The following is a 25,867-nucleotide window of genomic DNA, read 5'->3' as shown; positions in this document are numbered from 1 at the left end:
CCGATGGACGGCCGAGCCTAGCATCGACCTCCTTTCGGGTGCAGCTGTGCCGTTGCGCGCCTATCTGGAGTCGCATCGGATCGGGGACATGACCTTCGACGCCGACAACGTGTACCCGGGGTTCAAACGCGCTGTCCCCGAAATGGGCAAACCGATCGACAAATCAACCTCGAACTTGCCGTTCGAATTGTGGTACATCCAACCGGCCACCGACGCCGAGTTCGCCTTCATCCAGCCTATGCCGTTCTACGGTAACGAGTACTTCCACATCCTCGAACTCACCCGGATCGAGACCGGTTACCGCGCCTACGTTTGCGACGGTCAGTACAAGGTGTTCCGCCAAGGTGACAGTCCGGATACCTACGTGCCTGTCTTCGCCCCGACGGAGAAGTACCCCGATCCCGACCTCGATAATGCCGCAATCCGAGTCTGGCGGATCGAGTTCACCGATCGCCCGACAGCATCGGACCCGAATGCGCCGCCGACCGTCACCGCCCCTCAAAAGGGACCCAACCCCGCGCCCCTGGGAGACGTGTTCGGCCCATGGCGCATCACCGGTGCCAGTCCCAACACATCATGGGGGCCGAGAGCCGAACTTGACCCGAGGTACCAGGACCTGAGACAGCAGTGCCTAGATCGAATGCCGCACGAGGCTGCCCAGCGCCAAGCCTTCTACACCAGTCAACTCGACACTCCACCTCCAGCCGAGCCCGCGGTGCCGGGCTGGCCGGGCAACACCGCATGACCGCGAGGTCGTTCGTGCGTCTGTGCACTGCGTTCGCGGTGGCGATGACGGGACGTCATGGCAGCCGCGACGCGCTACCCAAACCACCTGCCGAGCCTTGGAAATGACCACCAAATCCGTTGGGCGATGGTGTGTTGCGCTGCTACTGACGCTCGGGTTGGTGGGATGCCACGGTGGCGACGGACCCCCGTCGCAACCCGAACCAGCGTTTGCTAACTGGCCAAAGCCGCTTGACGGGCTCCGATTTCGGTGGTCAGCCGAAACCGGTATCGATCTGTTGTCGGGTCCGGCCGTGCCGTTGCGCGCCTATCTTGAGTCTCATCGGATTGGTGACATGACCTTCGATGCAGACAATGTGTATCCGGGATTCGAACGAGCCGTGCCCCGGGTGAGTAAGCCGATCGGCGAATCAACCTCGGATCTGCCGTTCGAGTTGTGGTTCATCCAGCCAGCCACCGACTCTTCGTTGGCTTTCAAGCAGCCCATGCGGTTCTATGGCACCGAGTACTTCCACATCCTCGAGATCAAGGAAATCGATGGCGGCTATCGGGCCTACGTGTGTGATGGCCTATACGGAACCTTCCGCGACGGCGACAACCCCGGCACCTACCAGCCGATCTACACACTGAAGGACAACACTCCCACCCAGGACGACAACGCGGTCAAAGTGTGGCGGGTCGAGTTCACCGACCACCCCACACCACCGGATCCAGATGCGCCGCCGATCGTTACCGTCCCTCAAAAAGGACCCAACCCGGCACCTCTGGGCGACGTGTTCGGCCCATGGCACATCACCGGCGCCAACCCCTACACATCATGGGGACCGACAGTTGGGCCGGATGCTCGCCATTCTGGGCCCGATGAGCGGTACCTACGGCTCAGGCAGCAGTGCTTGGAACGGATGCCCCATGACGCCGCACAACGTCGAGCCTTCTACACCAGCCAACTCGACTCCGCACCAAGCGCCGAGCCAGCGGTTCCCGGCTGGCCGGGCAACACCGCATGACCGCAGGTCGTTCGTGCGTCTGTGCACTGCGCCGTGATGGCCATGACGGGGTGTAGTGGAGGCGACGACGCGGGCGCCGACTGGACCACCGTTGGCGAACTGGCCAAGAGCGCTCGACGGCTTGCGGTTCCGCTGGGGTCCGCCGAACCCGGCATCGACGTTGCTGCCGGCCCCCCGTACCGTTACGGGCTTACCTGGAGTCGCATCGGCAAGGACTGATCGAATCCACTAACGCCAAGATTCGCCTGCTGACCCCGGATCGCGTTCGGATTCCGCTCCCCAGAGGCGCTCATCGTCTTGGCCATGCTCGCCCGAGGTGGCCACCGCCCCGCCCTGCCAGGCCGAACCAAACACCCGCGGATCAGTCAGTAGAGCCACAAACATGGGTATTTTGGGTCTGCTCGGCAGGGATTCGGCAGTGGTAAGGTCACCGGCCCAGGGCGATGGTGAGAACGACGACCCACGCGATCGCCACACCGACACCGGACCCCAGCACGAACCACCGCCACACCGGCCGATTGCGCCACCCCCACACCGTCGGGGCAAGCCCGCCGACCGCGACCAGGTTCAGCCCGAGCGCCAACAACGAATGCACCCGTAACAACCCGATACTGAGCACCACGATCGCGGCCGCGGTGACCGCGGCGACGAACGCCGCCACCGTCAACCCCATCGCCCATGGCGTCGAGTCGTCGGTCATGGCGTCAATCTAATCCGCTCGTAGAACGCCAGCGCTGCGGCGGTTGCGACGTTGAGCGAGTCGGTGCCCCGCGACATCGGGATGCGCACCCGCAGATCCGCGGCCCGCATTGTGCGCTCGGTCAGTCCCGGCCCTTCGGCGCCGACCAGGATCGCCACCTTGTCGTCGACGACGGCCGACATGGTGTCGGCCAGCGTGCGCGCCGCCGGCGCAGGCGTCATCGCCAGCAATCGAAAGCCGTTGTCGCGCAACACCTCAAGGTCAGCCGGCCACGACTGCGCCCACGCATAGGGCACCAGCAGCGCGTGGCCCATCGACACCCGCACGGCGCGCCGGTACAGCGGATCGGCACATCCGGTGCCGAATAGGACCGCGTCGACGCCGAGGCCGGCCGCGTTGCGGAAGATCGAGCCCAGGTTCTCGTGGTCGTTGACGCCTTCGAGGACCGCGACGGTGCGGGCGCCGTCCAGCACCTCGGCGATCGACAGTTCGCGCGGTCGCGACGCCGAGGCCAGCACGCCGCGGTTGAGGTGAAAGCCGACCACCTCGGCCATCACGTCGGCCTCCACGCGGTAATAGGGCGCCGAGACGCCGGCCAGGTCCGCCGCAAGTTCCTGCAGGCGGCGGTCGGTGCCCATCATCGCGCGGGGCCGAAACCGCGACGCCAGCATGCGCTGGACCACCAGCACGCCCTCGGCGATCACCAGACCCTTGCCGGTGGGCAGGTCGGGTCTGCGGTCGACGCTGTTGAGGTCGCGGAAGTCGTCCAGCCGTGGGTCGGACGGATCGGCGACGTCGATTACGTTGACGCTCACCGACGCCCGCAATCCGGGCCGTCTGACCGAAGAGCCGACCGCGATCGGCTAGGTTTCATAGCGATGACCCCGCATCCGCCCCCGCTGCCCGACATCCTGTTGCGGCCACTGCCGGTCATCGTCGCGATCGCGGCCGGTTGGGTCGTCGCTGCGATCCTGGCGTTCACGGTGAACGGTCTACACGAGTGGCGGCCCTACACGGTGGCCGGCCTGGGCGTCGGCGCCCTTGGCACGGCGATCTGGTTGTGGCAACGTCGCGCCGTGCGGCACGGGTCGCGCGGGGCACAGAGCGGACTCAGGTGACGACAAGACAGGAGAATGCGATGGCAGCACCGCTGTTGCAGGCCGAAACCACGATCAACGCCCCGGTGGCGAAGGTCTGGGAACTGGTCTCCGACCTCAAGAACATGCCGCGCTGGAGCCCGCAATGCCGAATGATGAAAACCTTCGGTCCGCTGCGGCCCGGGGCGAAGACGGTCAATCTCAATCGGCGAAAGTTCCTGGTGTGGCCCACCACAAGCCAGATCACCGAGTTGATTCCCGAGAAGAAGCTCGCGTTTCGGGTGAATCAGAACGGCACGGTGTGGAGCTACGAGCTCGAACCCACCGAGACCGGCACCCGGTTGGTGGAAACGCGGCACGCCGAAAACGGTGTGAAACCGATCTCCAACATGACGGTCAACGCGTTGATGGGCGGTGTGCCCAGCTTCGAGCGTGAGCTCGTCGAGGGCATGAACGAGTCGCTCGCGCGGATCAAGGCCGCGGCCGAGCGCTAGTCGGCCGGCTCGGTCAGATCGAGCACGCCGTCGTCGTACGGGTCGTACAGCGGAGAGCCGCCACCGGCCGGTTGCGGCGTGTCCGAGTGTGCACCGCACCCGTATTCGGCATCGACCACGTGACCGTCGGCGGAGAACTCGTTCGCGCAGACGCCGAACATCGTGCCCAGCGACCCGGTGAGCGGCAGATAGAACCCGCAGTCGCGGCACACGCGCCGAGTCGAACGCGCCATCGGCGAACCCGGCCCGTAATCCCCGTCGTGCCAACGTTGCGCCGCGTCCATCCGGCCCCACGGGCTGAGCACCTGACGACGGCCCAGACCCACTTCGGCGGCGACCTCGTCGACCTCCGGATCGCCGGTGGCCATGTAGCCGGGAACCAGACGGGGGTCGTCTGCGGACGGAGCCAGGAGGTCACCCGGGCCCAGATCGCCCGGCCGGACGCGGTCCTGCCAGGGCACCCACCTGGGCGCCAGCAACGCCGTCGGTCCGGGTACCAGCACGACCTCGCTGATCGTGGCGTGGTCGGCGCCCGGCCAGGCCGCGACGACGACGGCCCACTGCCAGCCGCGGTAGCCCGGCATGACAGCGAGGAACCGGTGGGTGGCCGCGGTCGGGTCGTCGAAGCTCGCCCCCAGGTACTCACCGACGGTGTCCTCGCCGCTGAACTCGACGATCGCCGAGCGCGCATCGTCGACGGCGCCCAGGAGTACGGCCTCCAGGTCCGGACGCCCGGCGGCGTTCTCGTCGGAAGCGTCGGCGCCGTGCTCGGCGGATTCGGTCACGCTGTCCATCGTCCTCAATAGTGCCTGACCGGCGAACCGGTAGCCACACCGGTTGGCTGCACACCCGTGGCCGCTTCGATGGTGGAGAATCGTCCTCGTGACCGGACCGCGTCGTGACCCACGAGACTCCCCGGGCCGGCGCGACCCCCGCTATTACCCTCCGCGCCCGCCCGAGGATGCCGAGCATCCCGGGATGGCGAACTACCCGAGCGACGGCAGCTACCGTCGTCCCCGCCGGAGTGGGCCGACCCCCAGCGCCAACCGCTGGCTACCGCCGCTCGACGAGCCGACCCGCGAGTTCAGTTCCCAGCCTCCGCCGCACAACGTGGGCAGCGCAGCGGGCGAAAGGGTCACCGTCACAAGGGTGGCCGCGCAACGCAGCCGCGAGATGGGCTCCAAGATGTATGGCCTGGTGCACCGGGCCGCCACCGCCGACGGCGCCGACAAGTCCGGGCTGACCGCGCTGACGTGGCCGGTGGTCGCGAACTTCGCCGTCGACGCTGCGATGGCCGTCGCGCTGGCCAACACGCTGTTCTTCGCCGCGGCCTCCGGCGAAAGCAAGAGCAGAGTCGCGCTGTACCTGTTGATCACCATTGCGCCGTTCGCCGTCATCGCGCCGTTGATCGGACCCGCGCTGGACCGGCTGCAGCATGGCCGCCGCGTCGCGCTGGCCACCTCGTTCGCGCTACGCACGGTGCTGGCCGTGGTGTTGATCGCCAACTACGACAGCGCCACCGGCAACTTCCCGTCGTGGGTGCTCTACCCCTGTGCGCTGGGAATGATGGTGCTGTCCAAGTCATTCAGTGTCTTGCGCAGCGCGGTGACACCGCGCGTGCTGCCGCCGAGCATCGACCTGGTGCGGGTGAACTCGCGGTTGACGACCTTCGGACTGCTCGGCGGCACGATGGTCGGCGGCGCGGTCGCCGCGGGTGCGGAGTACCTGTTACAGCTTGTCCAGCTGCCCGGTGCGCTGTACGTGATCGTCGCGGTGTCGGTGGCCGGTGCGGTGCTGGCGATGCGGATCCCGAAGTGGGTCGAGGTCACCGAGGGTGAGGTTCCCGCAACGCTGAGCTACCACGGTCGCACCGGCGAACTCCGGCGCCGCCTCGAGCAGCCGCCGACGAAGCCGGCGCGGCAGCCGTTGGGCCGCAACACCATCACGGCGCTGTGGGGCAACTGCACCATCAAGGTGATGGTCGGTTTCCTGTTCCTCTATCCGGCCTTCGTGGCCAAGTCACACGACGCCAGCGGCTGGGAGCAGCTGCGCATACTGGGCTTGATCGGCGCGGCCGCGGCCATCGGCAACTTCGCGGGCAACTTCACCAGCGCGCGGCTGAAGCTCGGCCGTCCGGCGCAGGTCGTGGTGCGCTGCACGGTCGTCGTCACGCTGGCCGCCCTGGCCGCCGCGCTGACCGGCGAACTGCTGGTCGCGGCGATCGCCACCCTGCTCACCTCGGGGGCGAGCGCGATAGGCAAGGCGTCGCTGGATGCGTCGCTGCAGGACGACCTGCCCGAGGAGTCGCGCGCGTCGGCCTTCGGCCGTTCGGAGTCGGTGCTGCAGTTGGCCTGGGTGGCGGGCGGAGCCGTCGGCGTGCTGGTCTATACCGAACTGTGGGTGGGCTTCACCGCGATCACGTCGGTGTTGATTCTCGGCCTGGCGCAGACCGTGGTCAGCTACCGCGGCGAATCGTTGATCCCGGGCCTGGGCGGTAACCGGCCGGTGCTCGCCGAACCCGAGGGCAGCCGCCCGGACACCGCGGCGGTGGCGCACGAGTGAAACGCATGCTCGCCGCGCTCGTGGCGGTGGTAGTTCTCGCGTCGGTGGGTACGGGTGTGCTCATCTGGCGGCTCAGCGATCACGACTCACCGAAATACCCTGAGATCAGCGCTTTTTCGCACGGACACCTGGTCCGCGTCGGCCCCTACCGATACTGCGAGGTGCTCAACCCGACGAAGTGCGAGGTTTTCGCAGAGCAGGGCGAACTACCGGTCACCGAACGCGATGCCGTGCAGTTGTCGGTGCCACCGGCGATCGCGCGGGCGCCGTGGGTGCTGTTGCGGCAGTACGAGGGTGGCGACGTCATCGAGGAGTTCCGGCCCGAGACGCGGTTGGCGGTGACGATCCCCACCGTCGATCCGCGACGCGGCAAACTCACCGGTTTCGCCGTGCTCCTGCCGACGCTGATCCGCGTCGACGGTGAAGAGGTGCCCGCCCCGCACGCCGAGTGGTCGGTGCGAACGGTGTGGTCCTAGTTCACAATGTCGGTCTGAGAGCGTCGCCATGGATATATAGCCGCGACGGCGCTGACAGCGCGACATTGTGACCGGTCAGGCCGAGTGCTCCTGCGGAACCCGCTCGCCCTCGCGCGGCGGCCCTGGCGGCGTTCCATCGCCGAAAGGCCTGCCGCCCAACGTGTCCCGACCGTGCGCCGTGAGCCAGTTGGACAGCTCCGGACCCTTCGGCACGACCTGCGTCGGGTTGATGTCGGTATGCACGAGGTAGTAGTGCTGCTTGATCTGGACGAAGTCGATGGTGTCGCCGAATCCGGGCGTCTGGAACAGGTCGCGGGCATACGCCCACAGCACCGGCATCTCGGCGAGCTTGGAGCGGTTGGTCTTGAAGTGGCCGTGGTAGACGGGGTCGAAACGGGCCAACGTAGTGAACAACCGCACGTCGGCTTCGGTGATCGTGTCGCCGACGAGGTAGCGCTGGTCGTGGAGTCGCTCCTCGAGCCAGTCGAGCGCGGCGAACAACCGGTCGTAGGCCTTGCTGTAGGCGTCCTGCGACCCGGCGAACCCGCATCGGTACACGCCGTTGTTGACTTCTGTGTAGACCCGCTGCGCCACCTCGTCTATCTCGTCGCGCAGCCGCTCGGGATACAGGTCGGGCGCACCGTCGCGGTGATACTTCGTCCATTCGGTGGAGAAGTCCAGCGTGATCTGCGGGAAGTCGTTGGTGACGACCTCGCCGGTCGGCACGTCGACGATCGCGGGCACCGTGATGCCCTTGTCGTAGTCGGGGAAGCGCTTCAGGTAGGCGTCCTTGAGCCGGGGAATTCCCAGCACCGGGTCGACGCCGTCTGGATCGAGGTCGAACGTCCAGCTGTCCTCGTCATGGGTAGGCCCGCAAAAGCCAATGGACAGCGCGTCTTCCAGACCGAGCAGCCTGCGGACGATGATCGTGCGGTTGGCCCACGGGCAGGCCCGCGCCACGACGAGCCGATACCGGCCGGGCTCGACGGGGTAGCCGTCGCGGCCGTCTGCCGTGATGCGCGTGGAGATGTACTTGGTGTCGCGGTTGAACTCGCCACCTGAGTCGGACTTGTCGGCGACATATGCCATGCAGTCAGCATGCCCGCCGAGTGTCGGGTTGACGCACGCAATTCGACGTCAGGTGTCGATCAACCCGACACTCGCCGCGAAATGGCTAGGACTCGAGCTCGCGCGCGACCGCCCGCACCACCTCAGACACCCGGCGGGCGACTTTGCGGTCCGGATAGCGGCCCTTCCGCAGCTCCGGCTGCACCGCGCTCTCGAGCAGCGTGATCATGTCCTCGATCATGCCGTGCAACTCGTCGGGCGAGTGCTTGCGTTCGGCGGCCGCCGCCTCCCGACGCGTACGCGACAGGCTGGGCGGCGGATCGATGACCTTCAATGTCAACGCCTGCGGCCCGCGACGCCCCGCGGCGATGCCGAACTCGACGCGCTGGCCGGCCTTGAGCGTCTCGACACCAGTGGGCAGCGCCGAGGACCGGACGTAGACGTCCTCACCGTCCTCCTGCGACAGAAAGCCGAAGCCCTTCTCGGCGTCGTACCACTTCACCCTGCCGGTCGGCACTGGTCTCACCCGCTTGTCTTGGCGTCAACGTTGGAAACATAGGAAACACACGAAAGCGCCCCGAATGCGCCGGGACGCGTGTTGCGATCCTACTCTGACCTCAACCTCGTCAGCACCCCCTTATCGGTAGGCTGGAGCCACCGCTGAAGGAGAAGAAGCGCCCGCTATGCGATTGATCCTGAATGTCATCTGGCTGATCTTCGGCGGCCTGTGGCTGGCGTTGGGCTACCTGCTGGCAGCGCTGATCTGCTTCGTGCTGATCATCACGATCCCGTTCGGGTTCGCGGCTCTGCGCATCGCGGTCTTCGCACTCTGGCCGTTCGGCAACACCGTCGTCGACAAACCCGGTCCGCGGCCCGGGGCGCTCATCGGCAACATCATCTGGATCATCCTGTTCGGCATCTGGCTGGCGATCGGCCATGTCATCACCGCCGTGGCGATGGCGATCACGATCATCGGCATCCCGCTCGCGCTGGCCAACCTCAAGCTCATCCCGGTATCGCTGATGCCGCTGGGCAAGGAGATCGTGCCGGTCGACTCGGTGACCAACCCGGAGCGGGCCTTCGCATGACCGTCGTCGGACTCGGGCTGCCCACCGTCGGACCGGCCACCCCGGCTCCGGCCGACGGTCCGCTCATCGACACCTTCGGCCGCATCGCCACGGATCTGCGGGTGTCGCTGACCGACCGCTGCAACCTGCGCTGTACCTATTGCATGCCCGCCGACGGCCTGGACTGGCTGCCGGCGGAGCGCCTGCTGCGGCCCGACGAGCTGACGCGCCTGCTGCGCATCGCCGTGACGCGGCTCGGCATCACCAGCGTGCGCTTCACCGGCGGGGAGCCGCTGGTGGCCCGCCATCTCGAGGACGTCATCGCCGCGACGGCTGCGCTGCGGCCGCGGCCGGAGATCACGTTGACCACCAACGGGATCGGCCTCGCCACCCGCGCTGATCGGCTGAAGCGGGCCGGACTCGACCGCATCAACGTCTCACTGGACACCGTCGACGCCGTGCGTTTCGCGGCCATCACCCGGCGCGACCGACTCGACGATGTGCTCGCCGGCCTGCGGGCGGCGAAGGCCGCGGGCCTCGACCCGGTGAAGGTCAACGCAGTGCTCGACCCGGTCACCGGCCTCGATGATGCGGTCGCGCTGCTGCGGTTCTGTCTCGACCACGGCTACCAGCTGCGCATCATCGAGCAGATGCCGCTGGACGCCGGCCACGAGTGGCAGCGCGGCAAGGCGATCGGCGCCGACGATGTGCTCGCCACGCTGCAGCAGCATTTCCGCCTCACCCCCGACAGCGCTCCGCGCGGTTCTGCACCGGCCGAGTTGTGGCGGGTCGACGGCGGCGGCGTGGTCGGCATCATCGCCTCGGTCTCGCACGCGTTCTGCGCCGCCTGCGACCGCACCCGGCTCACCGCCGACGGCCAGGTCCGCAACTGCCTGTTCGCCCGGCAGGAGACCGATCTGCGCCAGCTGATGCGCGCCGGGGCGGGCGACGACGCCGTCGAAGCCGCGTGGCGCACGGCGATGTGGGCAAAGGCGGCCGGCCACGGCATCAACGACCCCGACTTCGTGCAGCCCGACCGTCCGATGAGCGCGATCGGCGGATGACTCGTGGGTGAGATGACGACGACGGCCACCATCGCGGTGACGGTTCGCTACTTCGCGGCCGCTCGGGCGGCGGCCGGTAACGATGAGGAGACGGTTCGGCTTCGGCCGGGAACGACGCTCGCCGAACTGGTCGTCCTATTGGGCGAGCGCGACGAGAATCTCGCGAAAGTGTTGAAACGCTGCTCTTTTCTGTGCGACGGCATCGCCGTCCGCGATGACAGCGCGGCGCTGAGCGACGCTCAGACGGTCGATGTTCTTCCCCCTTTCGCGGGCGGTTAGCCGTGATTTCTGTCACATAACGGAATGGTCACAGCCTGGCTACGGCGCGGTGGAGCTGGTCTTGGACCTGCGTAAACGCCGGAAACTGCTGGGGATTTAGAGGATTTTTAGAATTTGCCGGCGTCGGAAACGCCGTTACCGGCAAAAGGTGACGCGACCACAGCGAGCCGTTACGGTTCAGTCCCAAGCCGGTCGACCTCAAACCGTCCGGCCCGCCGTGCCCAACCGCGCCGAGCTCCATCCGTTGGTGCACGGGATACCGACGAACAACTTGGATGGAGGCGGGGGACCCACCGGTCCGCCGAGTCAAAACGGACCTGGAGCCATCGGCTCCTTGGGGTGAAGCCGGATCGCGTAGTGCGACACGGCCGGGCATACCTCTCCAGCCCGAACCCGACAGCTGACCTCGTAGGCGCCGAAGAGAGGACCGAACGCACCTATGAGTGGACGGCATCGCAAGCCCACTGCATCAGCTGTAAGCGTCGCGAAAGTCGCCTTCACCGGCGCAGTTCTCGGAACCGGAAGCCTCGTCCTGGCCGGGCAGGCCAACGCCGCCACCGACGGCGAATGGGACCAGGTCGCCAGCTGCGAGTCGGGCGGCAACTGGGCCATCAACACCGGCAACGGTTATCAGGGCGGCCTTCAGTTCTCGCCGAGCACCTGGAGCGGCCACGGCGGCGGAGAGTATGCACCCGCAGCGCATCTGGCCACCAAGGAAGAGCAGATCGCGGTCGCCGAACGGGTGCTCGCCAGCCAGGGCAAGGGTGCCTGGCCCTCATGCGGTGGTCCGCTGTCGGGCGCAACGCCGCGCAACGTCGTCGACGACGCGGTGGAAGCGGTGCAGAACGTGCTGCCGCCCCCGCCCCCGCCGGTCAATCCGTTCGCTCCGCCACCGCCGCCTGCGCCCGCGCCCTTCGACGCGTTGGCCGCGCCGGTGCCGCCCCGGCTCCCGCGCCCGCCCCGACGGTCTGATTACGCGCGTCGCGGGCAAGAACCGCTAGGCGGAGTTCACCCACTCGTCGGAGCCGTCGGCGAAGAACTGGTGCTTCCACACCGGTAGCCGTTCCTTGACGACGTCGACCAGGCGAGCGCAGGTCTCGAAGGCCGCCGCGCGATGGTCGGCCGCCACCGCGGCCACCAGCGCAGCGTCACCGATCTCGAGAACTCCGATGCGATGGCTGACAGCGACGGCCCGCACGCCCGTCGCCTCGGCGGCGACTTCCGCGGCCACCTCGGCCAGGGTCTGCGCCGCCGAGGGATGCGCCGAATACTCCAGCCGGATCACCGAGCGGCCGCCGTCGTGGTCGCGCACCACACCGGCGAAGCTGACCACAGCTCCTGCGGAGGCGTTTGCGACCAGCGCCTCGTGCTCGACGGGTTCGATCGGCTGCCCGGACAGGTCGGCGCGCACCACGACGGCCGTCATCGCGAGTGGTCCTTTCCGCCGAGTTGATCCAGCGCGTGCTCGAGGACCCCGGCCAGCACACCCAAGCCGTCCTTGACCCCGCCGGGCGAGCCGGGCAGGTTCACGATCAGCGTGCGACCCTTGACCCCGCATACCCCGCGTGACAGCACCGACGTCGGCACCTTGTCCTCGCCGGCGCGGCGGATCGCGTCGGCCAACCCGGGAATCTGATAGTCGACGATCTCCGCGGTGGCTTCGGCGGTGCGGTCGGTCGGCGAGATGCCCGTGCCGCCGGAGGTGATCACCACGTCGACACCTTCGCCGACGGCGGCCGAGATCGCATCGGCGACCGCGTCACCGTCCGGTACGACGACGGGCGCCGCAGTGGCGATGTCACGGCCGGTGAGCCAATCCACGACGATGGGCCCGCAGCGGTCCTCGTACACCCCGGCAGCGGCGCGTGTGGAGGCGATGACGACGCGACCCGAACGCATCAGCGTTCCCACGTTCCCGTCTTGCCGCCCTCTTTGCGCAGCACCCGGACGTCGTCGATGCGGGCGGCGGGGTCGACGGCCTTGATCATGTCGTAGAGAGTCAGCGCGGCCACGCTGACCGTGGTCAGCGCCTCCATCTCGACGCCGGTGCGCTCGGTGCTGCGCACGGTCGCGGTGATTTGCACCGCCTCGGTGCCGATCTCGAAGTCGACGTCGACGCCCGTCAGCGCCAGCTGATGGCACAGCGGGATGAGGTCGCTGGTGCGCTTGGCGGCCTGGATGCCCGCGATCCGTGCGGTGGCCAGCGCGTCGCCCTTGGGCAGCCCACTCGTGGCGATCATCGCCACGACGTCGGCGGTGGTGTGCAATGTGCCCGCCGCGACGGCCGTGCGCTTGGTGACGCCCTTGGCGGTGACGTCGACCATGTGCGCTGCGCCGGACTCGTCGACGTGCGAGAGGCGGGCCCGCTCGGACACCTACTTGTTGACGACCGTCACCGGGTGCACGTACGGCAGGTCGTCCGATGGCAGCGGAAAGGTAAGTTCGCCGAAGGGCGACAGCGCGCCGGTGCGGTCGGTGGCCAGTTCACTGACCGCGTGATCGTCTTCACCGTCGACCGAGGGCCAGCCCGGGTCGACGTATCGCTTCTTCCCCTTGTTGTCTGCCACGCCCACATTGTGGCAAATGCCTCGGCCGGTGGCGAACGGCCGTACTGCTTTACCCTGGTCAGCAATGACCGAGAACGCTCCTGGCGTGCCTCTGGGCGCCTGGTTGGCTGATCTTCCCGACGAGCGGCTCATCCGGCTGCTGGAGTTGCGGCCCGACCTGACCCAACCGCCACCCGGGACGATCGCTGCTCTGGCGGCCCGCGCCCAGGCCCGTCAGTCGGTCAAGGCCGCCACCGATGACCTCGACTTCCTGGCGCTCGCCGTGCTCGACGCGCTGCTGGTGCTGCACGCCGACACGACCGCCGTCCCGCTGACCAAACTTTTGGAGTTGATCGGCGACCGTGCCGATGAGGCGGCCGTCGCCGGGGCCGTCGACGATCTGCGCGACCGTGCGCTGGTATGGGGCGACACGACGGTGCGGGTGGCGGCCGAAGCCGCCGCGGGGCTGCCGTGGTATCCGGGGCAGGCGACGGTCGAGGACACCGCGGCAACGCCGGAGGAGATCGCGGCGCGGCTCGAAACGCTCGACGAGGCGCAGTCCGATTTGCTGCGCAAGTTGCTGGAGGGCTCGCCGGTGGGCCGCACCCGCGATGCCGCCCCCGGCACACCGCCCGACCGTCCGGTGCAGCGCCTGTTGGCGGCCGGGCTGCTGCGCCAGGTGGACGCGGAAACGGTGATTCTGCCGCGACTGGTCGGCCAGGTGCTGCGCGGTGAACTGCCCGGCCCGGTGCAGTGGACCGAACCCGACCCGGTGGTGGTGACGACGACGGCGGCCGACGCCGACGCGGTGGCCGCGGGCGCTGCGCTGGATCTGCTGCGTGAAGTCGAGGTTGTTCTCGAAACACTCGGCGCCACACCGGTTCCCGAGCTTCGCAGCGGCGGGCTCGGAGTGCGCGACGTCAAGCGGCTGACCAAGATGACCGGCATCGAGGAGCGCAGGCTGGGGCTGATTCTCACGGTGACCGCGGCCGCGGGTTTGATTTCGGCGGGCATGCCCGAGCCCGAACCAGAAGCCGGCGACGGGCCCTCCTGGGCGCCGACGGTGTCTGCCGACCGGTTCGTCGAATCGCCGACCGCGGTCAAGTGGCATCTGATGGCCACGGCGTGGCTGGAACTGCCCGGTCGGCCGAGTCTGATCGGCAGCCGCGGACCTGACAACAAACCCTATGCCGCGCTGTCGGATTCGTTGTTCTCGACCGCCGCGCCGCTGGACCGCAGGCTGTTGCTCGAAATGCTCGCGAGCCTTCCGGCGGGCGCAGGCGTCGACGCGACGGAGGCGTCGCGCGCGATGATCTGGCGCAGGCCGCGCTGGGGGGCACGGCTGCAACCGGCGCCGGTCGCCGACCTGCTGACGGAGGCACACGCGCTGGGCCTGGTGGGCCGCGGCGCGATCGCCACCCCGGCCCGGGCGCTGCTCGCCGACGCCGCCGGCGATGACGTGGTCAAGGAGATGGAGCGGATCCTGCCCGCGCCGATCGACCACTTCCTGCTCCAGGCCGACCTGACGGTGATCGTGCCGGGACCGCTGCAACGCGACCTGGCCGAAGAACTGGCCGCGGTGGCGAGCGTGGAGTCCGCAGGCGCAGCGATGGTGTACCGCATCAGCGAGGCGTCGATCCGGCGGGCGCTCGACACCGGGCGAACCGCCGGTGAGCTGCACGCCCTGTTCGCTCGACACTCCAAAACACCTGTGCCGCAAGGACTGACGTATCTCATCGACGACGTTGCGCGCAGGCACGGCCAGCTTCGCGTCGGGATGGCAGCATCGTTCGTGCGGTGCGAGGACGCAGCACTGCTCGCGCAGGCGGTGTCCGCGCCGGCGGCCGAAGGCCTCGAGATGCGCCTGCTCGCGCCGACCGTCGCGGTGTCCCAGGCGCCGATCTCCGAGGTGCTCGCCGCGCTGCGGCAGGCCGGCTTCGCCCCGGCAGCCGAGGACTCGACCGGCACCATCGTCGACATCCGGGCGCGCGGCGCGCGGGTGCCCGCCCCGCCCGGACGTCGGCGCACCTACCGACTCCCGCCGACCCCGACCAGCCAGACGCTGGCCGCGATCGTCGCGGTGCTGCGCAAGGTGGCGTCCGCCCCGACCGGCGGGATGCGACTGGACCCCGCCGTGGCGATCACCCAGTTGCAGGAGGCCGCGCACATGCAGGCTTCCGTCGTGATCGGCTACGTCGACCCCGCAGGGGTGGCGACGCAGCGTGTCGTCGCGCCGATCAACGTGCGCGGAGGCCAGTTGACCGCCTACGACCCGGCGTCGGGGCGGGTGCGTGACTTCGCGATCCACCGGATCACTTCGGTGGTCACCGCCGACGACGACTGAGCTCTCCCCCCTTCTGCGCGAGCGACCGTGTTTGTCCGCCGACACGCCGCATCCGCCGTGCAGTCTGCGGTCGCTCGCGGGAAATGAATGTCCGCGCGCTCTGGATAATGGACAGAATGACCGACGGCCCACTGATCGTGCAGTCCGACAAGACGGTGCTGCTCGAAGTCGACCATGAGCAGGCCGGCGCGGCGCGTGCCGCGATCGCCCCGTTCGCCGAACTGGAACGCGCGCCCGAGCACGTCCACACCTACCGCATCACGCCGCTGGCGCTGTGGAACGCCCGCGCGGCGGGACACGACGCCGAGCAGGTCGTCGACGCGTTGGTGACGTTCTCCCGCTACGCGGTGCCGCAGCCGCTGCTGGTCGACATCGTCGACACCATGGCCCGTTACGGGCGCCTGCAGCTGGTGAAGAGCCCGGTACACGGCCTGACCCTGGTCAGCTTGGACCGCGCGGTGCTGGAGGAGGTGCTGCGCAACAAGAAGATCGCGCCGATGCTCGGTGCGCGTATCGACGACGACACCGTCATGGTGCACAACAGCGAGCGCGGCCGCGTCAAGCAGATGCTGCTCAAGATCGGTTGGCCCGCAGAGGATCTGGCCGGCTACGTCGACGGGGAGAAGCACCCGATCAGCCTCGCGCAGGACGGCTGGCATCTGCGCGACTACCAGCAGATGGCCACCGAGTCGTTCTGGGAGGGCGGATCGGGGGTCGTCGTACTGCCGTGCGGTGCGGGCAAGACGCTCGTCGGTGCGGCCGCGATGGCGAAGGCCTCGGCGACGACCCTGATACTGGTGACCAACACCGTCGCGGGCCGGCAGTGGAAGCGTGAGCTGATCAACCGAACGTCGTTGACCGAGAACGAGATCGGCGAGTACTCCGGTGAGCGCAAGGAGATCCGCCCCGTCACGATCGCCACCTATCAGGTGATCACGCGTCGCACCAAGGGCGAGTACCGCCACTTGGAGTTGTTCGACAGCCGGGACTGGGGGCTGATCATCTACGACGAGGTGCACCTGTTGCCCGCCCCGGTGTTCCGGATGACCGCCGACCTGCAGTCGCGCCGCCGACTCGGCTTGACCGCGACCCTGATCCGCGAGGACGGCCGCGAAGGCGACGTGTTCTCGTTGATCGGGCCGAAGCGGTACGACGCACCCTGGAAGGACATCGAGGCCCAAGGCTGGATCGCGCCCGCGGAGTGCGTCGAGGTGCGCGTGACGATGACCGACAACGAGCGGATGCTCTACGCGACAGCCGAGCCCGACGAGCGGTACAAGCTGTGCTCGACGGTGCACACCAAGATCGCGGTGGTCAAATCGATCCTCGACAAGCACAAGGGTGAGCCGACGCTGGTGATCGGCGCCTACCTCGACCAACTCGAAGAACTCGGAGCCGAACTCGACGCGCCCATCATCCAGGGCTCGACGAAGACCGCCGAGCGCGAAGCGCTGTTCGATTCATTCCGCCGGGGCGAGATCCCGACGCTGGTGGTGTCCAAGGTCGCCAACTTCTCCATTGATCTGCCGGAAGCGTCTGTGGCGGTGCAGGTTTCGGGCACCTTCGGTTCCCGGCAGGAGGAGGCTCAGCGGTTGGGCCGGCTGCTGCGGCCCAAGGCCAGTGGCGGCGGCGCGATGTTCTACTCGGTGGTCTCGCGCGACAGCCTCGACGCCGAGTACGCCGCTCACCGTCAGCGGTTCCTTGCCGAGCAGGGCTACGGCTACGTCATCAAGGACGCCGACGACCTGCTCGGCCCGGCGATCTAGCGGCGCTAGATATGTGGCCCAACGGGATTCGATACGGTCAGTAGCACGGCCGAGTCCTCGATCGCCTGCAGTCCGTGCCGCGACTTCGGCACTACGATGTGGTCGCCCGCCGAGCCCTCCCAGTTCGCCGACTCGTGGGTCAGCCGCACCCGGCCGTGCAGCACATGAAGGGTGGCCTCCCCGTTCGTCTCGTGGTCGTCGAGCTTGGAGCCACCGGTCAAGGCGATCAGCGTCTGACGCAGCGAGTGCTCGTGGCCGCCGTAGACGGTGTGTGCGCTACGCCCGCTTCGCGCGGCGCGGGCGGTTTCGAGTTGCTCACGCGCCAGTGCGGTCAGGGAGGTCTTGTTCATCGCAAGCTTCCTTCCGAGACGGCCGAGCACGCCCACCCGCGTGTGGGCCATGGATCGTCTCAATCGAGGGCTGTTCGATCGCGGTATGGCAAGAAAACAATCCTAGTGGTCGCGGGCACCGATGAGGTGTCGGGCCGCGATACGTCATCGCTCGTACCTGCGCGCCTTCCGCGGTGAGCCGCTAGCCTCGTTACCCATGACCAGACGCGGGCGCGCTGATGCCCTCTCATCCGTCAAGGCGGCCCGGACCGCGCTTGCCGGCGTCGCTGCGGGTCTCGCAGCACTCGCCGCGGCCGGTCCCGCCGGCGCGGATCCCGGGGTCCCGCCGCTCCCGACGCCCGCGCCCGCCGTTGCCGACGCACCGCCGGCGCCGGGGCAGCCCTATGCCGCCCCCGCGGCCGCGGCCGATCCACCACCCGCGCCGCCACCCGTCGGCGCTCCGCCGGTGCCGGAGATCCCGAACCCCCAGTACGGTCAGGGCTCGAGGCCTGGTCCGCTGGGCTTCCTCAGGGACGCCTGGCATCAGGCTCAGGACCCGTTCGGGTTCACCGGGATGCCGCCCGGGCAGACGCCCGCGGGGGCCCCGCCTCCGCCCGGGGCCGGGCCGGCGCCGCAGCTGCCGCCCGGATACACCTCGATAACGGCCCCGGAGTCCAACGGCCCACCGGTGGCGCCACCGGCAGGAGGCGGTCCCCCGCTGCCGCCCGGGTATCACTCCTTGGACGGCCCACCGCCGCCCGGTTACTACGACGCTCCCGCCGCACCGGGCCCGACCCCGGGTCCGGTTCCGCCGAGGCCCTAGCTCAGCGCGGGGATCACCTGTCGTTCGAAGAGTTCGATTCCGGACCGGTCGTACGCGGCTTCCGGGAAGTAGAGGATGGCGTACTCGCAGCCCAGTTGCCGCATCTTCTCCAGCTTCTCGACGACCTGTTCCGGTGTGCCGCTTGCGGATTCGGGTGCAGAGACGGTACTCAACATCGCGTCCACCGCTGATTCGTCGGCCTTGGCGACCTGCCGCGCGCGCACCCTCCCCACCCGGTCTTTGACGTCGGCCTCCGACTCGCCGATCACCGCGTTGAAGTTGGCCGAGCGCACGATCGCGTTGTAGTCGGTGCCGACCTCGCGGCAGTGGTCGGCCAGCACCTGCGACTTGTGCGCGAACCCTCCGGGTTCGGAGGTGAAGTTGGTGTACTGGGCGTGCCTGGCGGCGATGCGCAGCGTCACCTTCTCGCCGCCGCCGGCGATCCACATCGGAATCCCGCCTTCCTGCAACGGCTTCGGCTCGACTATCGCCCCGGCGACCTGGTAGTGCTTTCCGTCGAAGCTGACCTTTCCGGCACGCCAGGCGTCGCGCATGATCCGCACTCCCTCGTCGAGGCGGGCCAGCCGCACGCCGGCGGACGGGAACCCGTAACCGTAAGCGCGCCATTCGTGTTCGTACCAGCCGGCGCCGATGCCCATCTGGACCCGACCACCCGAGATGACGTCTACGTTGGCGGCGACCTTGGCCAGGTAGACCGGGTTGCGGTAGCTCATCGCCGTACACATCTGGCCGAGTTTGATCCGTGACGTCGTCGCCGCGTACGCCGCCATCAGCGTCCACGCCTCGTGGGTGGCCTCGGAGGTGGGGACCGGCACGGTGTGGAAGTGGTCGTAGACCCACAGCGAATCCCAGGCGTCGCTGCCGTCGGCGTAGGCGGCGAGGTCGTGCATCACCTTCCACTGCCCCTCGGGTGGGATGCCGATCAGATCGAGTCGCCAGCCCTGCGGGATGAACAGTCCGAAGCGCATGGCTCCCGACTGTAAGCCACCGGCGACGCCGGGTCAGTAGGGCGCGAGGCGCGTCCGAGTGGTGTCGGCCCGCCATCGTTTCCGGCGCCTGGCGTGCTCGCGCCGCGCCGCCTGCCGCGCAAAGCACTTAGCTGCGCTTCACATGATCACCATGCAGCGGGGAGTTGTCGGGGCATGCACCGACAGCGCCACCCAGGGCCCCGCCTCAGCCCGCTGCGGCGGGGCTGCACAGGCGAAAAAGCCCGCGCCGGTTCGCTGACCGGCGGTTTCTGTTGTATGGTGTGGCTCACAGACCAAGCTGTGTGTGACCTGAGCCACAATGAGGAGGCGGCCGTGGCCCGTGATCGGATCACCCGGATGGAGTCTCACCCCGCGCGTCACAGCGGCGCCATCGGGGTCCGCTGGTTCTACGCGCTTTTGCTGGCGCTCATCGCCATCGCCGCCGTCGCCGGCATCGTGAGCACCGCGGCGATGGGTCAGACGCCCGTCGCGATCGCAATCGGCATCGTCACGCTCGCGTTCTTCTCCCGGGTCGGTTGCTGACGCTCGCTCCGCCGGATCATGTCAGAGGCCACGGCTAGCCTGACGCCATGGCCCTGTCGAAGGACGAACGCGAACAATTCCTGGCCGAACCTCATGTCGCCGCGCTGTCGGTGAGTGCTGGCGACAAGCGCGGTCCGCTGACCGTGCCCGTCTGGTACCAATACAACCCCGGCGGTGAGCCGTGGGTCCTCACCGGCGACGGCTCGCGCAAGCACCGGCTCATCGAGACCCAAGGCGAATTCACGCTGATGGTCGAGCGGATCGAACCGACGGTGCGCTACGTCGCGGTCGACGGCCCCGTCAGTCGGATCGAGCCGGGCACCGACGAGCACCTCGTCGAGGTCGCCAGACGTTATCTGCCGCCCGAGAAAGTCGACGACTACCTCGAGTACGCGCGCCGCGAGCACGGCGACAGCGTGGTGATCTTCATGAAGCCGCAGCATTGGCTGTCATCAGATCTCGGTTCCTTCTGAGCCGATGTCGTCACGGCAGCTGCTGTTCAAGGTCTTCTACCGGCTGGGGTTCACGCCGTGGGATGGCCACCCCCTGCCCGAGAGCCTGCGAAAGCTCGTCGAAGGCGTCGACGCGCTGCCCGCGGGCACCGCGCTCGATCTCGGCTGCGGCACCGGCGACACTTCGATCTACCTGGCCCGGCACGGCTGGCGCGTCACCGGCGTCGACTACGTCGCCAAGGCAGTGAACACGGCGAGAGCCAAGGCCGCCGCGGCGAAGGTCGACGTGACGTTCACACAAGCCGACGCGACCTGGTTGTCCGCCGAAGGCGTCGGCTCTGACTTCGACCTCATCGTCGACAGCGGCTGCCTGCACGGAATGAGCGCCGACGATCGCGACGCCTACGTCCGCGAGGTCACCGCGGTGGCCGCACCCGACGCCCGACTACTCCTCGTCGAATTCGTTCCCGGCGAACGGTTCGGAGTGCCGGGCATCGAGCCGGCCGAGGTGCAACGGCGCTTCGCAACGGGCTGGTCCCTGCTGTCGACCGGGGACGAACCGGAAGTCGCTCACGACGGCGGGCACGCGCCCCGCCACTACCTGTTCGCGCGCGGTTCGTAGAGCGACGCGACGGCCGGCAGGCTCACCTTCAGCGCCGGGTTGCGCGGCAGTTCGTCGACGACCGCGAAATCCACCGGCACGTTGTACACCGGCAGGGTCGAGCGGACCAGCTCGGCCAACTCGTCCTCGGACGGTACCGGGGACCCGGGCGTCACCTCGATCGCCGCGAACGGTACTTCGCCCAGACGCGCGTCGGGCACCCCGACAACGCAGGCATCCCGCACGCGGGGATGCGAAATGAGAACGCGCCTAACGGTTTCCGGCAGTATCTTGAACCCGCCGCGGTTGATGGCGCCGTCGGCCCTGCCGTGTAGCGTGACGAAACCGTCGGCGTCGATTGAGGCGATGTCGGTGGTGCGGATCCAGTCCGGTCCGATCGCAGCGACCTTGGCTTCCAGCAGACCCTGCTCTCCGATGGGGAGCTGGGCGCCGGTGTCGGGGTCGACGACACGCAACTGGACATCGGGCAGTGCCCTACCGACGCTGTTGCGCTTGGCCGAACCGAATTCGCGCGCCATCTCCGGCGTCCACGCGCACAGCGAGCCCGCGAATTCCGTTGCGCCATAAGCCAGCATGATCGGAATGCCGTATCTCGCCTCGAACTCGTCGCGGGTCTCCGGATCCAGCGGGCCCGAGGCGCTGATCAGAAAAGTCAGCGACGCAAGGTCCTCCTTGGCGACCTTGGCGTCCAGCAGCATCCTGACGACGGCCGGCTGAACGCCCGAACGCGTGATTCGGTGCCGCTTCACCGCGTCCACGTAGGCCTCGACGCTGAACCGCTCGAGCATCGCGACCCGCCTGCCGTTGTAAATGCCCGCGATCAGTTGGCACACACCGATTCCGCCGAACTGCCAGTACGCGAGCTCGGGCGGGGCGTCGTCGGCCGCGGCCTCGCCGCTGGTGACGCTGAAGACCGTGCGTTCGAGCACCGCCGTCTTGATCGCCTGCCGTTTCGGCGGTCCGGTCGTTCCGCTGGTCAGGATCTGCAGCGCCACTCCAGGTTCCGCGTGCGCGTGCGAGCGGCTCGGGTCGCGATGTTCCAGCCCCGGAACCGCGGCGACGGTCGGCGATCGCGATGAGATCGCCACGCCGGCGCTTCCCGTTCGCCTCGCGGCGTCGACGACGGGTGCCGTCCAGTCGTCGACGTCGGCGATGATGGCCGACAGCCGCAGCGTCTCGACGTCGCGGCCGATCGCCTCGGGCGACTGAAACGAGTAGATCATCGACACCGTGCGACCGGCGGCGAGGAACCCGATGATCGCCGCGGCGTGGGGTAGCCGGTTGCGCACCACGAGCCCGACGGGGGCGTCGTCGGCCACTCCCGCAGTCCGCACCGCCTCGGCGATAGCCTCGCCGTACGCCGCCACCTCGTCGCCGGTGTACCAGCGGTCCTCGAACTCGATGCACGGCTTGTCGCCGTAGCCGGCCAGCCCCGCCGCGAACGATTCGGTGAAGCTCTGAGGCACGGTGGCCAATCTAGCGGCCACCGCCCCCGTGAGCGCTACGAAGTCAGCGACGCCGGCGGGTTGAACCGCTCGCCGTACTTGGCGGCCAGCTCCTTGGCGCGGGCCACGAAGGCCTCCTTGCCGACGCCGCCGGCACCCTGGTAGCCGACGATGAACTGCGCCGAACCACCGGTGTACGGCGGGAAGCCGATGCCCATGATCGAGCCGATGTTCGCGTCGGCGGTCGAGGTGAGCACGCCTTCGTCGAGGCACTTCTGGGTCTCCAGCGCCTCGGCGAACAACATGCGGTCGATCATGTCCTGCAGCGGGATTTGAGACGTTGAAGTGCTGCCGGAGTTGAACGTCTCCCGCAGGCCCGGCCACAGACCGGTGCGCTTGCCGTCGACGTACTCGTAGAAGCCGGCGCCCGCCAGCCGCGACGGCCGCCCGATCTCGATCATCTTCTCGACGACCGCCTCGGCCGGGTGCGGCTCATACGTGCCGCCGGTGGACTCGACACCCTTGCGGGTGGCGACGGCGATCTTGTGCATCAGCTCGAGGTTGAGCTCATCCGAAAGCTGCAGCGGCGCAGCGGGATAACCCGCCTGCTCACCCGCCGACTCGATCGACGCCGGCTCCACCCCCTCGCCGAGCATGGCAAGCGCCTCGTTGACGAACGTGCCGATCACGCGACTGGTGAAGAAGCCGCGGCTGTCGTTGACGACGATCGGGGTCTTGCCGATGGCCAGCGTGTAGTCGAACACCCGGGCCAGCGCCTCGTCGGAGGTCTTCTCGCCCTTGATGATCTCCACCAGCGGCATCTTGTCGACCGGTGAGAAGAAGTGGATACCGATGAAGTCCTCCTGGCGCTTCACCCCGGTCGCCAGACCGGTGATCGGCAGCGTCGAGGTGTTCGACCCCAGCAGCGCGTTCGGCTCGACGATGTCCTCGATCTCCTGGAAGACCTTGTGCTTGAGGTCCTGGTCCTCGAACACCGCCTCGATGACGAAGTCGACGCCCTTGAGGTCGGCGGGATCTCCGGTCGGGGTGATGCGGGCCAGCAGCGCCCTGGACTTCTCCTCGGTGGTCCGCCCCCGCTCGAGCGCCTTGGCCTCGAGTTTCTCGGAGTAGCCCTTACCCTTCTGCGCGGCCTCGAGGCTGACGTCCTTGAGGACGACGTCGAAGCCGGCCTTGGCCGACACGTAGGCGATACCAGCGCCCATCATGCCCGCGCCGAGCACGCCGATCTTGTTGATCTTGACCGGCTCGATGCCCTCCGGACGTGAGCCGCCGCCGTTGATGTACTGCAGGTCGAGGAAGAACGCCTGGATCATGTTCTTGGCGGTCTGGCCGGTGACCAGCTGGGTGAAGTAGCGGCTCTCGATGCGGCTTGCGGCGTCGAAGTCGACCTGTGCGCCCTCGACGGCTGCGTCGAGAATCGCGCGCGGCGCCGGCATCGGCGCACCCTTGAGTTGCTTCTTCAGCAGCGCCGGGAACGACGGCAGGATGCTGGCCAGACCGGGCGACGAGGGGGTGCCGCCGGGCATCTTGTAGCCCTTGGCATCCCACGGCTGGGTGTGGCTTTCCGGATTCGCCTTGATCCAGGCCTTGGCGGCCGGCACCAGTTCCTCAACGCTGCTGACGAGTTCGTCGACCAGGCCGGTGTCCTTGGCCTTGGCCGGCTTGAACCGGGTGCCCTGCGAGAGCACCTCCATGAACGCCTTCTGGATGCCGAACATCCGCACGGTGCGGGTGACGCCGCCGCCGCCGGGCAACAGGCCCAGCGTGACCTCGGGCAGCCCGATGACCGAACCCTTGACATCCGCGGCGATGCGGTGATGACACGCCAGCGCGATCTCCAGACCACCGCCGAGCGCGGCGCCGTTGATGGCGGCCACGACCGGCTTGCCCAACGTCTCGAGCTTGCGCAGGTCGGCCTTGATGGACTCGACCTCCTCGAACGCCTCGGCGGCATTGTCGGGGCCGACGTTCATCATGCCCTTGAGGTCACCGCCGGCGAAGAAGGTCTTCTTCGCGCTGGTGATGACGACGCCGGTGATGGAATCCTTCTCGGCCACAAGGCGTTCGACGGCGTTGTGCATCGACTCCTTGTAGTGCTCGTTCATCACGTTGGCCGAGCCGGTCGGGTCGTCCAGCGTCAGGGTGACGATGCCGTCAGCATCCTTGTCCCACTGAATCGTGTTCTCTGCCATGCTGTTAAACCCTCTCGATGATGGTGGCCACGCCCATGCCGCCGCCCACGCACAGCGTGATCAGCGCGCGCCGGGCGCCCCGACGCTCGAGCTCGTCGACCATGGTTCCGGTGATCATGGCGCCGGTGGCACCCAGCGGGTGACCCATCGCGATGGCGCCACCGTTGACGTTGAGCTTCTCATCGGGGATGTTGAGGTCCTTCTGGAACTTCAGCACCACCGAGGCGAAGGCCTCGTTGAGCTCGAACAGGTCGATGTCGTCGACCGTCAGGCCGGCGCGGTCGAGCACCTTGCGCGTGGCCGGCGTCGGGCCGGTGAGCATGATGACCGGGTCAGAGCCGCTGGTCGCGGTCGCCACGATGCGCGCGCGGGGGGTCAGGCCCTGCGCTTGCCCCGCTTTCTCGCTGCCGACGAGCACCAGCGCGGCGCCGTCGACGATGCCCGAGCTGTTGCCGCCGGTGTGCACGTGGTTGATCTTCTCGATCCAGTGGTACTTCTGCAGCGCCACGTCGTCGAAGCCACCCATCGCGCCGATGCCGTCGAACGCCGTCTTGAGCTGGCCCAGACTCTCCACCGTGGTGCCCGGACGCATGTGCTCGTCGTGATCGAGGATCACCAGACCGTTCTGGTCCCGCACCGGCACCACGGATTTCGCGAAGTAACCGCCCGACCACGCCGCTGCCGCCCGTTCCTGCGACCGCGCGGCATAGGCGTCGACGTCCTCACGGGAGAAGCCCTCGATGGTCGCGATCAGGTCGGCGCCGATGCCCTGCGGGACGAAGCCGACGACGTAGTTGGTCTCCGGGTCGGTCGCCCAAGCGCCGCCGTCCGACCCCATCGGAACCCGGCTCATCGACTCCACACCACCGGCGAGCACCAGGTCGTCCCAGCCCGAGCGCACCTTCTGCGCGGCGGTGTTGACCGCCTCCAGACCCGAGGCGCAGAAGCGGTTGAGCTGCACACCGCCGGTGGTGTCGGGCAGACCCGCGGCCAGCACCGCAGTGCGCGCGATGTCGCCGCCCTGATCGCCGACCGGCGACACGACGCCGAGGATGACGTCGCTGATCAGTGTCTCGTCGAGATCGGGAAAGCGCCGCCGCATCTCGTCGATCAAGCCGGTGACCAGGTTGATCGGCTTGACCTCGTTGAGCGCGCCGTTCTTGTTCTTGCCGCGAGGCGTACGAATCGCCTCGTAGATGAAGGCTTCTTCAGACATGAAGATATTTCCTGTTCAGAT

The 25,867-nt window shown here is 68.1% G+C and carries 30 protein-coding genes, 2 pseudogenes and 1 riboswitch; of the genes and pseudogenes, 18 read left to right on the top strand and 14 right to left on the bottom strand.

What is annotated here, in order from left to right; genetic code table 11:
• Nucleotides 1-46 precede the first annotated feature (46 nt).
• The 4 genes and pseudogenes from AU188_RS02920 to AU188_RS25195 form a co-directional block, all read left to right on the top strand.
• Entirely contained in the window at nucleotides 47-745 is a 699-nt protein-coding gene (locus tag AU188_RS02920; RefSeq protein WP_059162154.1) for a hypothetical protein, read from the top strand.
• A 334-nt stretch (nucleotides 746-1,079) separates the two neighbouring features.
• Nucleotides 1,080-1,751 carry a hypothetical protein gene (locus tag AU188_RS02915; protein WP_156426544.1) on the top strand — a complete coding sequence of 224 codons (672 nt, stop codon included), beginning with the start codon at nucleotides 1,080-1,082 and terminating at the stop codon, nucleotides 1,749-1,751.
• Nucleotides 1,752-1,787: 36 nt separating this feature from the next.
• Nucleotides 1,788-1,970: a hypothetical protein gene (locus tag AU188_RS02910; protein ID WP_059162152.1), complete on the top strand. Its 183-nt coding sequence runs from the start codon at nucleotides 1,788-1,790 to the stop codon at nucleotides 1,968-1,970.
• Nucleotides 1,964-2,123: pseudogene (locus AU188_RS25195) on the top strand (transposase); the annotation flags it as partial. The gene AU188_RS02910 and the pseudogene AU188_RS25195, both read left to right, overlap by 7 nt.
• Before the next feature lie 55 nt (nucleotides 2,124-2,178).
• Here the strand turns inward: AU188_RS25195 and AU188_RS02905 are convergent.
• Both AU188_RS02905 and AU188_RS02900 read right to left on the bottom strand, forming a co-directional pair.
• Nucleotides 2,179-2,451 (bottom strand): DUF2537 domain-containing protein, encoded by a 273-nt coding sequence (locus tag AU188_RS02905; protein ID WP_059162151.1) that lies wholly within the window; start codon nucleotides 2,449-2,451, stop codon nucleotides 2,179-2,181.
• Nucleotides 2,448-3,278: a TrmH family RNA methyltransferase gene (locus AU188_RS02900; protein WP_286137254.1), complete on the bottom strand. Its 831-nt coding sequence runs from the start codon at nucleotides 3,276-3,278 to the stop codon at nucleotides 2,448-2,450. Before AU188_RS02900 ends, AU188_RS02905 begins: the two co-directional genes overlap by 4 nt.
• Before the next feature lie 51 nt (nucleotides 3,279-3,329).
• Between AU188_RS02900 and AU188_RS02895 the strand changes: the two genes are divergently transcribed.
• Both AU188_RS02895 and AU188_RS02890 read left to right on the top strand, forming a co-directional pair.
• Nucleotides 3,330-3,569: a DUF2530 domain-containing protein gene (locus AU188_RS02895; RefSeq protein WP_059162149.1), complete on the top strand. Its 240-nt coding sequence runs from the start codon at nucleotides 3,330-3,332 to the stop codon at nucleotides 3,567-3,569.
• 20 nt (nucleotides 3,570-3,589) lie between these two features.
• Nucleotides 3,590-4,042 carry an SRPBCC family protein gene (locus tag AU188_RS02890; protein ID WP_059162148.1) on the top strand — a complete coding sequence of 151 codons (453 nt, stop codon included), beginning with the start codon at nucleotides 3,590-3,592 and terminating at the stop codon, nucleotides 4,040-4,042.
• Here AU188_RS02890 and AU188_RS02885 read toward each other — a convergent pair.
• A complete protein-coding gene (locus AU188_RS02885; protein ID WP_059162147.1) occupies nucleotides 4,039-4,836 on the bottom strand; it encodes a DUF3027 domain-containing protein in 798 nt (265 codons plus the stop codon). The two genes, AU188_RS02890 and AU188_RS02885, sit on opposite strands and share 4 nt — an antisense overlap.
• 184 nt (nucleotides 4,837-5,020) lie before the next feature.
• Between AU188_RS02885 and AU188_RS02880 the strand changes: the two genes are divergently transcribed.
• Complete coding sequence (locus tag AU188_RS02880; RefSeq protein ID WP_172799382.1) at nucleotides 5,021-6,604, top strand: MFS transporter; 1,584 nt, start codon at nucleotides 5,021-5,023, stop codon at nucleotides 6,602-6,604.
• Nucleotides 6,601-7,080 carry a DUF2771 domain-containing protein gene (locus tag AU188_RS02875; protein WP_059162145.1) on the top strand — a complete coding sequence of 160 codons (480 nt, stop codon included), beginning with the start codon at nucleotides 6,601-6,603 and terminating at the stop codon, nucleotides 7,078-7,080. Before AU188_RS02880 ends, AU188_RS02875 begins: the two co-directional genes overlap by 4 nt.
• Nucleotides 7,081-7,155: 75 nt before the next feature.
• On the opposite strand, the gene AU188_RS02870 is transcribed toward AU188_RS02875, so the two are convergent.
• Together AU188_RS02870 and AU188_RS02865 are read right to left on the bottom strand one after the other, a co-directional pair.
• The gene (locus AU188_RS02870; protein WP_059162144.1) at nucleotides 7,156-8,169 is read right to left on the bottom strand and encodes a glutathione S-transferase family protein; all 1,014 of its coding nucleotides are present in this window, start codon (nucleotides 8,167-8,169) and stop codon (nucleotides 7,156-7,158) included.
• Nucleotides 8,170-8,254: 85 nt separating this feature from the next.
• Nucleotides 8,255-8,665: a cold-shock protein gene (locus AU188_RS02865; protein ID WP_059162143.1), complete on the bottom strand. Its 411-nt coding sequence runs from the start codon at nucleotides 8,663-8,665 to the stop codon at nucleotides 8,255-8,257.
• A gap of 166 nt (nucleotides 8,666-8,831) precedes the next feature.
• On the opposite strand from AU188_RS02865, the gene AU188_RS02860 reads away from it, so the two are divergent.
• From AU188_RS02860 to AU188_RS02845, 4 genes and pseudogenes are all read left to right on the top strand, one after another.
• Nucleotides 8,832-9,236, top strand: coding sequence for a YccF domain-containing protein (locus AU188_RS02860; protein ID WP_059162142.1), 405 nt, complete (start codon nucleotides 8,832-8,834; stop codon nucleotides 9,234-9,236).
• Entirely contained in the window at nucleotides 9,233-10,279 is a 1,047-nt protein-coding gene (moaA, locus tag AU188_RS02855) for a GTP 3',8-cyclase MoaA (protein WP_059162141.1), read from the top strand. Before AU188_RS02860 ends, moaA begins: the two co-directional genes overlap by 4 nt.
• Before the next feature lie 12 nt (nucleotides 10,280-10,291).
• Nucleotides 10,292-10,558 (top strand): MoaD/ThiS family protein, encoded by a 267-nt coding sequence (locus AU188_RS02850; protein ID WP_059162294.1) that lies wholly within the window; start codon nucleotides 10,292-10,294, stop codon nucleotides 10,556-10,558.
• 250 nt (nucleotides 10,559-10,808) lie between these two features.
• A riboswitch (cyclic di-AMP (ydaO/yuaA leader) is annotated at nucleotides 10,809-10,988 on the top strand.
• A 9-nt stretch (nucleotides 10,989-10,997) separates the two neighbouring features.
• Nucleotides 10,998-11,519, top strand: a pseudogene (locus AU188_RS02845) (transglycosylase family protein); the annotation flags it as partial.
• 36 nt (nucleotides 11,520-11,555) lie between these two features.
• Here the strand turns inward: AU188_RS02845 and AU188_RS02840 are convergent.
• The 4 genes from AU188_RS02840 to AU188_RS02825 are packed head-to-tail and all read right to left on the bottom strand — an operon-like array spanning nucleotide 11,556 to nucleotide 13,131.
• The gene (locus AU188_RS02840; protein ID WP_059162140.1) at nucleotides 11,556-11,984 is read right to left on the bottom strand and encodes a molybdenum cofactor biosynthesis protein MoaE; all 429 of its coding nucleotides are present in this window, start codon (nucleotides 11,982-11,984) and stop codon (nucleotides 11,556-11,558) included.
• Complete coding sequence (locus AU188_RS02835; RefSeq protein ID WP_172799363.1) at nucleotides 11,981-12,457, bottom strand: MogA/MoaB family molybdenum cofactor biosynthesis protein; 477 nt, start codon at nucleotides 12,455-12,457, stop codon at nucleotides 11,981-11,983. The genes AU188_RS02840 and AU188_RS02835 overlap by 4 nt, the downstream gene beginning before the upstream one ends.
• Nucleotides 12,457-12,882 (bottom strand): cyclic pyranopterin monophosphate synthase MoaC, encoded by a 426-nt coding sequence (moaC, locus tag AU188_RS02830; RefSeq protein ID WP_059162292.1) that lies wholly within the window; start codon nucleotides 12,880-12,882, stop codon nucleotides 12,457-12,459. Before moaC ends, AU188_RS02835 begins: the two co-directional genes overlap by 1 nt.
• Nucleotides 12,883-12,933: 51 nt before the next feature.
• Nucleotides 12,934-13,131, bottom strand: a complete 198-nt coding sequence (locus AU188_RS02825) for a hypothetical protein (protein WP_172799362.1) — start codon at nucleotides 13,129-13,131, stop codon at nucleotides 12,934-12,936.
• A 58-nt stretch (nucleotides 13,132-13,189) separates the two neighbouring features.
• On the opposite strand from AU188_RS02825, the gene AU188_RS02820 reads away from it, so the two are divergent.
• Nucleotides 13,190-15,448 carry a helicase-associated domain-containing protein gene (locus AU188_RS02820; protein WP_059162139.1) on the top strand — a complete coding sequence of 753 codons (2,259 nt, stop codon included), beginning with the start codon at nucleotides 13,190-13,192 and terminating at the stop codon, nucleotides 15,446-15,448.
• A gap of 116 nt (nucleotides 15,449-15,564) precedes the next feature.
• The gene (locus tag AU188_RS02815; RefSeq protein ID WP_059162138.1) at nucleotides 15,565-17,214 is read left to right on the top strand and encodes a DNA repair helicase XPB; all 1,650 of its coding nucleotides are present in this window, start codon (nucleotides 15,565-15,567) and stop codon (nucleotides 17,212-17,214) included.
• A gap of 5 nt (nucleotides 17,215-17,219) precedes the next feature.
• Here AU188_RS02815 and AU188_RS02810 read toward each other — a convergent pair whose 3' ends face one another.
• A complete protein-coding gene (locus AU188_RS02810) occupies nucleotides 17,220-17,564 on the bottom strand; it encodes a cupin domain-containing protein (protein WP_059098466.1) in 345 nt (114 codons plus the stop codon).
• 196 nt (nucleotides 17,565-17,760) lie between these two features.
• On the opposite strand from AU188_RS02810, the gene AU188_RS24810 reads away from it, so the two are divergent.
• Nucleotides 17,761-18,366, top strand: coding sequence for a hypothetical protein (locus tag AU188_RS24810; protein WP_082686440.1), 606 nt, complete (start codon nucleotides 17,761-17,763; stop codon nucleotides 18,364-18,366).
• Here AU188_RS24810 and AU188_RS02805 read toward each other — a convergent pair.
• A complete protein-coding gene (locus AU188_RS02805; RefSeq protein ID WP_059162137.1) occupies nucleotides 18,363-19,355 on the bottom strand; it encodes an LLM class F420-dependent oxidoreductase in 993 nt (330 codons plus the stop codon). The two genes, AU188_RS24810 and AU188_RS02805, sit on opposite strands and share 4 nt — an antisense overlap.
• Nucleotides 19,356-19,688: 333 nt before the next feature.
• Between AU188_RS02805 and AU188_RS02800 the strand changes: the two genes are divergently transcribed.
• The 3 genes from AU188_RS02800 to AU188_RS02790 are packed head-to-tail and all read left to right on the top strand — an operon-like array spanning nucleotide 19,689 to nucleotide 20,972.
• On the top strand, nucleotides 19,689-19,898 hold the full coding sequence (locus AU188_RS02800; RefSeq protein ID WP_156426543.1) for a hypothetical protein: 210 nt from the start codon (nucleotides 19,689-19,691) through the stop codon (nucleotides 19,896-19,898).
• A 47-nt stretch (nucleotides 19,899-19,945) separates the two neighbouring features.
• Nucleotides 19,946-20,371, top strand: coding sequence for a pyridoxamine 5'-phosphate oxidase family protein (locus AU188_RS02795; RefSeq protein WP_059162135.1), 426 nt, complete (start codon nucleotides 19,946-19,948; stop codon nucleotides 20,369-20,371).
• A 4-nt stretch (nucleotides 20,372-20,375) separates the two neighbouring features.
• Nucleotides 20,376-20,972: a class I SAM-dependent methyltransferase gene (locus AU188_RS02790; RefSeq protein ID WP_059162134.1), complete on the top strand. Its 597-nt coding sequence runs from the start codon at nucleotides 20,376-20,378 to the stop codon at nucleotides 20,970-20,972.
• Here the strand turns inward: AU188_RS02790 and AU188_RS02785 are convergent.
• The 3 genes from AU188_RS02785 to AU188_RS02775 are packed head-to-tail and all read right to left on the bottom strand — an operon-like array spanning nucleotide 20,948 to nucleotide 25,846.
• On the bottom strand, nucleotides 20,948-22,438 hold the full coding sequence (locus AU188_RS02785) for a class I adenylate-forming enzyme family protein (RefSeq protein WP_082686461.1): 1,491 nt from the start codon (nucleotides 22,436-22,438) through the stop codon (nucleotides 20,948-20,950). The genes AU188_RS02790 and AU188_RS02785 overlap by 25 nt on opposite strands.
• A 35-nt stretch (nucleotides 22,439-22,473) precedes the next feature.
• On the bottom strand, nucleotides 22,474-24,630 hold the full coding sequence (locus AU188_RS02780; protein WP_059162132.1) for a 3-hydroxyacyl-CoA dehydrogenase NAD-binding domain-containing protein: 2,157 nt from the start codon (nucleotides 24,628-24,630) through the stop codon (nucleotides 22,474-22,476).
• Nucleotides 24,631-24,634: 4 nt separating this feature from the next.
• Nucleotides 24,635-25,846: an acetyl-CoA C-acetyltransferase gene (locus tag AU188_RS02775; protein ID WP_059162131.1), complete on the bottom strand. Its 1,212-nt coding sequence runs from the start codon at nucleotides 25,844-25,846 to the stop codon at nucleotides 24,635-24,637.
• Nucleotides 25,847-25,867: the final 21 nt, after the last annotated feature.

Origin of the sequence: Mycobacterium sp. IS-3022, assembly GCF_001500065.1 — a bacterium.
Taxonomy (GTDB): domain Bacteria; phylum Actinomycetota; class Actinomycetes; order Mycobacteriales; family Mycobacteriaceae; genus Mycobacterium.
The sequence above is the reverse complement of the archived record's forward strand: the minus strand, read 5'-3'. Positions and strand labels throughout refer to the sequence as shown.

Coding starts and splice junctions, on each gene's coding strand:
- AU188_RS02915 (WP_156426544.1), top strand. CDS start 1,080: ATGACCTTCGATGCAGACAATGTGTATCCGGGATTCGAACGAGCCGTG.
- AU188_RS02910 (WP_059162152.1), top strand. CDS start 1,788: ATGGCCATGACGGGGTGTAGTGGAGGCGACGACGCGGGCGCCGACTGG.
- AU188_RS02905 (WP_059162151.1), bottom strand. CDS start 2,451: ATGACCGACGACTCGACGCCATGGGCGATGGGGTTGACGGTGGCGGCG.
- AU188_RS02895 (WP_059162149.1), top strand. CDS start 3,330: ATGACCCCGCATCCGCCCCCGCTGCCCGACATCCTGTTGCGGCCACTG.
- AU188_RS02890 (WP_059162148.1), top strand. CDS start 3,590: ATGGCAGCACCGCTGTTGCAGGCCGAAACCACGATCAACGCCCCGGTG.
- AU188_RS02885 (WP_059162147.1), bottom strand. CDS start 4,836: ATGGACAGCGTGACCGAATCCGCCGAGCACGGCGCCGACGCTTCCGAC.
- AU188_RS02880 (WP_172799382.1), top strand. CDS start 5,021: ATGGCGAACTACCCGAGCGACGGCAGCTACCGTCGTCCCCGCCGGAGT.
- AU188_RS02870 (WP_059162144.1), bottom strand. CDS start 8,169: ATGGCATATGTCGCCGACAAGTCCGACTCAGGTGGCGAGTTCAACCGC.
- AU188_RS02860 (WP_059162142.1), top strand. CDS start 8,832: ATGCGATTGATCCTGAATGTCATCTGGCTGATCTTCGGCGGCCTGTGG.
- moaA (WP_059162141.1), top strand. CDS start 9,233: ATGACCGTCGTCGGACTCGGGCTGCCCACCGTCGGACCGGCCACCCCG.
- AU188_RS02850 (WP_059162294.1), top strand. CDS start 10,292: ATGACGACGACGGCCACCATCGCGGTGACGGTTCGCTACTTCGCGGCC.
- AU188_RS02840 (WP_059162140.1), bottom strand. CDS start 11,984: ATGACGGCCGTCGTGGTGCGCGCCGACCTGTCCGGGCAGCCGATCGAA.
- AU188_RS02835 (WP_172799363.1), bottom strand. CDS start 12,457: ATGCGTTCGGGTCGCGTCGTCATCGCCTCCACACGCGCCGCTGCCGGG.
- moaC (WP_059162292.1), bottom strand. CDS start 12,882: ATGGTCGACGTCACCGCCAAGGGCGTCACCAAGCGCACGGCCGTCGCG.
- AU188_RS02820 (WP_059162139.1), top strand. CDS start 13,190: ATGACCGAGAACGCTCCTGGCGTGCCTCTGGGCGCCTGGTTGGCTGAT.
- AU188_RS02815 (WP_059162138.1), top strand. CDS start 15,565: ATGACCGACGGCCCACTGATCGTGCAGTCCGACAAGACGGTGCTGCTC.
- AU188_RS02810 (WP_059098466.1), bottom strand. CDS start 17,564: ATGAACAAGACCTCCCTGACCGCACTGGCGCGTGAGCAACTCGAAACC.
- AU188_RS24810 (WP_082686440.1), top strand. CDS start 17,761: ATGACCAGACGCGGGCGCGCTGATGCCCTCTCATCCGTCAAGGCGGCC.
- AU188_RS02805 (WP_059162137.1), bottom strand. CDS start 19,355: ATGCGCTTCGGACTGTTCATCCCGCAGGGCTGGCGACTCGATCTGATC.
- AU188_RS02795 (WP_059162135.1), top strand. CDS start 19,946: ATGGCCCTGTCGAAGGACGAACGCGAACAATTCCTGGCCGAACCTCAT.
- AU188_RS02790 (WP_059162134.1), top strand. CDS start 20,376: ATGTCGTCACGGCAGCTGCTGTTCAAGGTCTTCTACCGGCTGGGGTTC.
- AU188_RS02780 (WP_059162132.1), bottom strand. CDS start 24,630: ATGGCAGAGAACACGATTCAGTGGGACAAGGATGCTGACGGCATCGTC.
- AU188_RS02775 (WP_059162131.1), bottom strand. CDS start 25,846: ATGTCTGAAGAAGCCTTCATCTACGAGGCGATTCGTACGCCTCGCGGC.